Raw genomic sequence first — 6795 nt, forward strand, 5'->3', positions numbered from 1 at the left:
CCGTCACTCGTTATCCGGCGGCGGTGGCTTGTTCGCGTCGGGATTGTTGGGGTAGAGGGTGTGCACCGGCGACTCGGTCGTGTTGTAGGCATCGCCGAGATCGACGGGCGGAGGGTTGCCACCGTCGCCTTCGCCGTCATCCTCGGGCGGCAGGTCATCAGCGGGGATGGCGGCGGTGAACTCGTCGAACATCTTGATGACCGTCTTCTCGGCCTCGCCGTAGTTCGACGCCGCGCTCGCCGCGATCCCGCACACCTGCGAAATCAGCCCGTGCGTCTCCTGTTCCTGCGACCCGAACAGATCCCACTGCAATTTCTGCAACCGATAGTTGAACTGCTGGACCTCTTCGGCGGTCTCGCCGGCCCAACTGAGTTCGAGGTTCTTCCAGGTGCTACCGATACGTTCCCACGAATCGACCACGTCGCCCATGAGCTTGACGACCCGCTCCGACCCGATCGTCCACATTCCCTGCGGGTCCACATTGATGCTCTGGCCGTCGTCGTAGTGTGCGGGCGCACCGCTCCCCATGTTCAGCCCCCCGCCCGCGCACCAATCGTTCCGTGCCGGAGACGCTAGCATCGGCCCAGCTCAACCGAACCATCTCAATGTTGGTGACGGTGGGCGTCCCCCGAAGAGGGACATCCGTCCGCGGGGGCCCACGTGGTACATGTCTAAGATGGCCGACCCTGAGCTGGACACCTACGTACAGGCGTCGATTAAACACGTACCCGAACTGCACATGGAAGAGCGCACGGCGCGATCGGTCACCGGCGACAATCTGTTCAACCCGCCCAAGGACGCGGGCGACGAGACGAAGGAACTCGTCGAGCCGACCGTCCGCGCGTTCGGGGTCACGCCCGCCGACCTTCGCGGGGCGCAGAACCACATGCTGAATGAACTCAACACCCAGGTCGACGAGTTCGAGTCGTTCAAGGCGGACGTGCTCAGCAAGGGTGGCTGGATTTTCTACGCCGAGAACGAGGGCGGCGTGCAGAACGATCGCAAGATGAGAAGCCATGACGGCGGTAGCCACGTCTCACACTGGACGGTGAAGGGCGAGGACCTCCCGCCGGTCGAGGATCCCAACCCGGATCAGACGCAGATGCTCGTGGACGCCCAGCTCTCGCTGCTCAAGGCGGTCGGCGGCTCGATCCAGGCGGTGGCGCAGTACGTCGTCCGGGTCAACAACGCCGCCCAGTTCTACGCCGAGGCTGACAAGCAGTCCTTCGGCGAGACGGTGCCGACGGCACCCGAGTCGCTTCCCCGGGTCGGCGGCCCCGAGGAATCCGCCTGATGACCGGGCCGGAGCTGACGCCGACCAAGGGGCACACGTTCGAGCGGCAGAGCGACGGCTCAGTGGTGACGTACGACGCCAACGGTCAGCCGGTCCAGCAGGTGATGCCGGACGGGCGGGTCTACAGCTCCTTCGACGACGCGGGACGCGCCCGGTACGTGGAGATCCCGCCGTCGGACGGGCAGGCGGCGACGTACGCGCACATCGGCTACCAGGACAACCTGACGATCTTCCGGTACTCCGACAAGTCGGTGCTGACCTTCGACAGTCACAGCCAGGACCTGGTCAGCCAGCGGCTGCCCGACGGCACCCTGTACACCGACTTCAACGCGAACGACCAGCCGCAGTACGTCGAGATCCCGGCCCGCAGCGGCCAGCCGGCGACCAGTGCCGAGATCAGCTACGTCAACGGCAACACCGTCTACACGTACGCCGACGACAGCGTCGTCACGTACAACGCCGACGGCAAGATCCTCAAAGAGCAACGCGCCGACGGCACGACGTACAGCGACTTCGACGCCGACAACCGGCCGGGCCACATCGACGTCCCCGCCACCGAGGGCCGCCCCGCCACCAGCGCCGAGATCGACTATCAGGGCGGCAACACCGTCTACACGTACGCCGACGACAGCGTCGTCACGTACAACGCCGACGGCAAGATCCTCAGCGAGCAACGCCCGGACGGCACGACGTACAGCGACTTCGACGCCAGCAACCGGCCCGGTCACATCGACGTCCCCGCCACCGAAGAACGACCCGCCACCAGCGCCGACATCAGCTACGAAGGCGGCAACACCCTCTACACGTACGCCGACGACACCGTCATCACGTACAACGCCGACGGCAAGATGCTCAAGGAGCAACGCCCCGACGGCACCACCTACAGCGACTTCGACGCCGACAACCGGCCCGGTCACATCGACGTCCCCGCCACCGAAGAACGACCCGCCACCAGCGCCGACATCACCTACGAAGGCGGCAACACCCTCTACACGTACGCCGACGACACCGTCATCACGTACAACGCCGGCGGCAAGATCCTGACCGAGGAACGTGCCGACGGCACCACCTACAGCCAGTTCGACGCCGACAACCGCCCGCACTACGTCGACATCCCCGCCACCGAGGAACGCCCCGGCGTCACCGCCACCATCAGCTACCGGGACGGCAACACCGTCTACACGTACGACGACGAGAGCGTCGTGACGTACGACTCGGAGGGCCAGATCCTCACCGAGGACCGTGGCGACGGGTGGGTCATCACGTACAAGGACGGGGCGCCGACGTCCGGCGTCAACTCGGAGACCCGGGAGACGGTGACCATCACGCCGACGGCCGGCGGTGGTTTCCAGTGGACCTACTCCGGCGGCACGACCATCTTCCGCAACTCGGACGGTGCGGTCACCAGCATGGAGCAGAACGGCTGGACGTTCACCACCTTCGACTCCGAGGGTCGGCCGACGTACGGCACCCAGGGCACCAAGACGGTCACCATCGAGTACGGCACCAGCGGCAGCGACATCAAGTGGGCGTACACCGACAACGGCAAGCCCTCGATCACCGTGATCACCAACGCGGACGGTACGCCGATCACCCAGATCAACCCGGACGGCACCCAGTTCACCTTCGCCGTCGAGCTCGACAAGCTGGCCGACGCCGCCAAGAAGGTCGCCACCGAGCGGGACACGCTGGAAGGCAAGCTGAACGAGATCAACAAGGAGTTCCGCACACTGCGCGACTACTGGATGAGCCCGGCCGGCAAGAACTTCGCGCTGTTGCTCGATCAGGTCGACGGTCTGAGCGGGCAGATGCGCGATGTCCTCAACGAGGCGATCCGACGGATGAAGCACACCCACGCGATGTACACCGACGTCGAAGAGCAGAACACCAAGAACCTCACCAACAACAACCGGTGAGCCGCCGGCCTCAGCGCACCTCGAACTCGTGGATCGAGTACCCGTACCCGGTCATCACCTTGGCCGTGCCAACCATACGGACATAGCGGACCGGAGTGCGGGTGACGGCGATGTCGACGGTCCCGCCCGCACCGCTAGCGGTCTGGTAGACCGTCCGCCACGTCCCGCCGTCGGCGGACACCTCGACCCGGTACGCGGTCGCGTAAGCCCGCTCCCACCGCAGCCGGACCTCGGTGACCTGCCAGAGTTCGCCCAGGTCGACGGCGAGCCACTGGGTGTCCGGGGTGAATGCACTGCCCCACCGGGACTCCCGGTCCCCGTCGATCGCGCTCGACGGGCGATAGATGGTCTCGAAGCTCGACGCGCTGGCAGTCCCGGAGAGTGCCAGGTTCCGTCCCGAGCTGTTCACCCGACCGGGCATCGCCGACGACGCCGCCGGCTGGGGGCTGGCACTCGGCGCAGACGACGGAGACCCGGTGGGCCGGGGCGGGGCCACCGGTGCGGGCACCCGGTCGGTGCCGCCCGATGACGCCGGGCTCCGCCCGGGAAAGCTCGGGCCGGGGGCCGCACTGGTCTGGCCACTGCTGCCTGAGGCGGGACTGACCGAGGTGGACGGATCGTCGGCCGGGGTGCCGGACGGGTCGGAGGCGACCGGCGTCCCGGCGGGGAACTCCGGAAGACCCGGCGGCGGCGGTACGGCGTACCCCGGCGGTGTGTCGGCCCCGGACGGCTGCCCGTTCGGATTCAGCACGTACCCGCTGGCGACCGCCACCGTCAGGACCGCGACGGCGGTCAGGATCTGGGCCGACAACCGGGGCCTGCGCCGACGCCGCGCGTCCGGTCCGACCGGACCCGACCCGGACGGGTGTCGCCGCTCGTCGTCCGGACCGGCCGGTGGCGCTGCCACCTCGGTACGCGGTGGGCGCTCGGCCTGCGCACTCTGCTTCGGGCCCGGCTCGTCGCGGCGGACCGGACGGACGGCCTCGTGCCGCGCCACCGGACGGATCGGATACTGCGTCGTCGGCTCGGCCACCGGGTCGGGCCCGGCCGGGGCGTTCCCACCGGCGTGGCCGCCCACGAGCGGCGCGGTCGTCTCGTCCGCCCGGGAGCCCGACTCGATCTCCCTTCCGCGTTCGGGAATCCGTCCACCGGTCGGCGCGACCTGGTCGGGCTTCGAGGTGACCGGGCCGCCGGTTGACGCCGGCGGGCCGTACATCGGCGGGACTCCGCCGGTGATCGGCCTCGCCGGGCCGGCTCCCGGAGTGACCGGGTCGGCGATCGGCGTGTCCCGGCCGGGGCTCGGCGTGCCCAGGCCAGGGACCGCAGCGGCCGGGCCGGAGATCGCCGCGCCGCCCTGCGGGGCACGCAGCACGACGGTGCGCTGCACCACCGGGGCCTCCAGCGCGCCCTGCTCCGAGTCCGGCGTCGAGACCGCGTCGTCCCCGGCCGCCACCGCGAACCGGGCCGGCGACAACTCGACCCGCCGACGGGTCTCGGCGGGCATCCGGCCCAGCAGTGCGCCGAGCACCGGCAACACGTGGTACCGGGGCGGTTTGCCGGGTACGCCAACGAAGATCCGCACCTTGCCGGAAGTCCACGGATGCGAGCGCACCAGGCGCGCGCCGTGTTCCTGCTCGGGTGGCCGCACCCACAGGCCGGACTGCGTCACCTCGGCCACCCACCGTTCGCCGAGCCGGAAGACGTTCTCCGCCAGCTCCGGGTAGCCGTCGAGTCCGCGTACCGGTCCGACGGGCCGGGCCGGGCCGTCGGCCGGGAAGCTGAGGACGGTCGCGATCGGTTCCCAGGTGGCCGCCGAGTGGTCGACGGCGAGACTCGTCGGTCGGCCCTCGGGCGTGAGCGCCGGCAGGCCGGTGTGCACCTGCACCGGGACACCGGTTTCGCGGGCCAGGCTCGTCGCCGCCGCCGCAGTCGTGGTCACCGATCCGTAGGAGGCCAGCACGAGTTGCTGGCGTAGGTGGGACGGGAGGCGGTCGAGGAACTCCGCGATGGCGTCCGCCTCCGGCTCCGGCTGCCCGGGCCGCCCGATCAGCAGCACCGGCCGGTCAGCGTCCATCGGCACCCCGTACGCGGGGTCGTCATAGTCCGGCATCGGCGTGCCGGGCAGCCGGCGGAACAGCCACATCCCGGCCGGTACCGGAAGCAGTGCCAGGTCTCCCGGGCACGTCGTGGCGCACAGTTCGTCGACGTCGTTCTCCCAGGACGGCTGCGGGCTGCGATGCCCGGCCGGGGCGGTCACGCCGTCCGGGGTGTGCCGTACCCACCCGTCCACTGCGAACAGTGACCCACCGGGTACCAGCAGCACCTCGGCACGGGGTACGTCGAGCGTCGCGGTCAGCTCCCGGGCCAACCGACCGACCAGACCGCGGCCGGCCGCACCGGCAACGGCGACGCGGCCACGGCTGCCGGGCGGCACCGCGATGGGCAGCACCGTCTCGACGAACGACCAGTCCTCGGGGGTGTCCAGCGGTCCGATGACAGTCACGACGTCGCGCTCCGCCACCAGCCCGGTCGCCGCCTCGGCGATCACTCCCGCCGGGTCGGCGCCGACCACGGCCACCCGGTCACCGACCCAGTTCAGGGCCGAGCCGAGCTTGCGGAACCGACTACTGTCCGCGAGCGAATCCGGGTTCGACTCGGTACCCGGTTCGGCCGTTTCCGGCGGCGACTGCGCGTCGGAGGTACGGCCTCGCTGATCACGGATCATGCCGAATACTACGAGCCGGAGGTCTCGGATGTTCAAGACCCCCGGCCTGCGATGATCGTCAGCCCCGCCAGGTACGCAGGTTAGAGAACTCCGCTTCCGAGTAGTTGTTCCACGCGAGGTTGGCGGCGTTGGCGATGTCGCCGAGCGCACCGTCCACGCCGAACAGACCGTTCGCTCCGGCGTTCCACTGCCCCTGGAGTCCGACGTACTCCTCGCGTGCCTCGCCGACCCAGCTCTCCTCCAGCGGGACGAGCTTGCTCTTCAGGGTGGCGAGCATCTCGACCAGCTCGTCGGCGGTGCTCTTGAGCCTGGCGCCGGCGAACTCCAACTCCGGGGGGACCCGGATGCGACTACCCATACTGTCGGTCACGCGAACTCCTCTACTCGGGCGGGCTGACGGTTCCGGTCAGGCGCCGGGCTCGGGCCCGAGGCGGGCCGCCGGAATACCGTTGATCTCGGGCATGGTGCGCACCGTCGCCTCGTCGGCCGTGACGTAGTTCCCGGCGTTGCGCTGCAGGCCCCTGGAGATCCCGTTCAGGGCGTCGTTGAGCATCCGGCCGCAGGAGTCGTACTCCTCCATGGTCTGCTTGTAGGCCTTGGAGCCCGGCCCCAACCAGTACGACGCCAGGTCGTCCACGTCCCGTCGCAGTGTCGCGAGCCGCGCCTGTAGTTGTGCAGCCGTGTCGGTGCAGGACTGTGACCCGTCCAGCAGCATCTGCGGAGTGATGTCGACTAGCTTCATAGGCCCTCCCGGTCGATGCCGCTCGGCCCCCTGGCCGTCCGGACGGCGGTCCCGTCCCAGCCTGCCCTGCCGCTGCGGGACCGGCACAGTCACCAGTTCCAGGGACACCCGCCGCACC

The 6795-nt window shown here is 69.4% G+C and carries 6 protein-coding genes; 2 read left to right on the forward strand and 4 right to left on the reverse strand.

What is annotated here, in order from left to right:
* Positions 1 to 3 precede the first annotated feature (3 nt).
* Complete coding sequence (locus ACIBO1_RS02835; protein ID WP_396740941.1) at positions 4 to 528, reverse strand: hypothetical protein; 525 nt, start codon at positions 526 to 528, stop codon at positions 4 to 6.
* A gap of 148 nt (positions 529 to 676) precedes the next feature.
* On the opposite strand from ACIBO1_RS02835, the gene ACIBO1_RS02840 reads away from it, so the two are divergent.
* Together ACIBO1_RS02840 and ACIBO1_RS02845 are read left to right on the forward strand one after the other, a co-directional pair.
* Positions 677 to 1294, forward strand: coding sequence for a hypothetical protein (locus tag ACIBO1_RS02840; RefSeq protein ID WP_396740943.1), 618 nt, complete (start codon positions 677 to 679; stop codon positions 1292 to 1294).
* Positions 1294 to 3210, forward strand: a complete 1917-nt coding sequence (locus tag ACIBO1_RS02845) for a WXG100 family type VII secretion target (protein ID WP_396740945.1) — start codon at positions 1294 to 1296, stop codon at positions 3208 to 3210. The genes ACIBO1_RS02840 and ACIBO1_RS02845 overlap by 1 nt, the downstream gene beginning before the upstream one ends.
* Positions 3211 to 3220: 10 nt before the next feature.
* Here ACIBO1_RS02845 and ACIBO1_RS02850 read toward each other — a convergent pair whose 3' ends face one another.
* From ACIBO1_RS02850 to ACIBO1_RS02860, 3 genes are read right to left on the reverse strand one after another with little or no spacing between them, the layout of a single operon-like run.
* Complete coding sequence (locus ACIBO1_RS02850; protein WP_396740947.1) at positions 3221 to 5935, reverse strand: discoidin domain-containing protein; 2715 nt, start codon at positions 5933 to 5935, stop codon at positions 3221 to 3223.
* Between the two features lie 58 nt (positions 5936 to 5993).
* Positions 5994 to 6305 carry a WXG100 family type VII secretion target gene (locus tag ACIBO1_RS02855; RefSeq protein ID WP_147333516.1) on the reverse strand — a complete coding sequence of 104 codons (312 nt, stop codon included), beginning with the start codon at positions 6303 to 6305 and terminating at the stop codon, positions 5994 to 5996.
* 36 nt (positions 6306 to 6341) lie between these two features.
* Positions 6342 to 6677: a WXG100 family type VII secretion target gene (locus tag ACIBO1_RS02860; RefSeq protein ID WP_117229463.1), complete on the reverse strand. Its 336-nt coding sequence runs from the start codon at positions 6675 to 6677 to the stop codon at positions 6342 to 6344.
* Positions 6678 to 6795 lie beyond the last annotated feature (118 nt).

The sequence above is a fragment of the Micromonospora sp. NPDC049903 genome (assembly GCF_044460945.1).
Taxonomy (GTDB): Bacteria; Actinomycetota; Actinomycetes; order Mycobacteriales; family Micromonosporaceae; genus Micromonospora.

Bases quoted from the DNA above. Each gene is read 5' to 3' on its own strand.
- ACIBO1_RS02835 (WP_396740941.1), bottom strand. From the start codon at position 528: ATGGGGAGCGGTGCGCCCGCACACTACGACGACGGCCAGAGCATCAAT.
- ACIBO1_RS02840 (WP_396740943.1), top strand. From the start codon at position 677: ATGGCCGACCCTGAGCTGGACACCTACGTACAGGCGTCGATTAAACAC.
- ACIBO1_RS02845 (WP_396740945.1), top strand. From the start codon at position 1,294: ATGACCGGGCCGGAGCTGACGCCGACCAAGGGGCACACGTTCGAGCGG.
- ACIBO1_RS02850 (WP_396740947.1), bottom strand. From the start codon at position 5,935: ATGATCCGTGATCAGCGAGGCCGTACCTCCGACGCGCAGTCGCCGCCG.
- ACIBO1_RS02860 (WP_117229463.1), bottom strand. From the start codon at position 6,677: ATGAAGCTAGTCGACATCACTCCGCAGATGCTGCTGGACGGGTCACAG.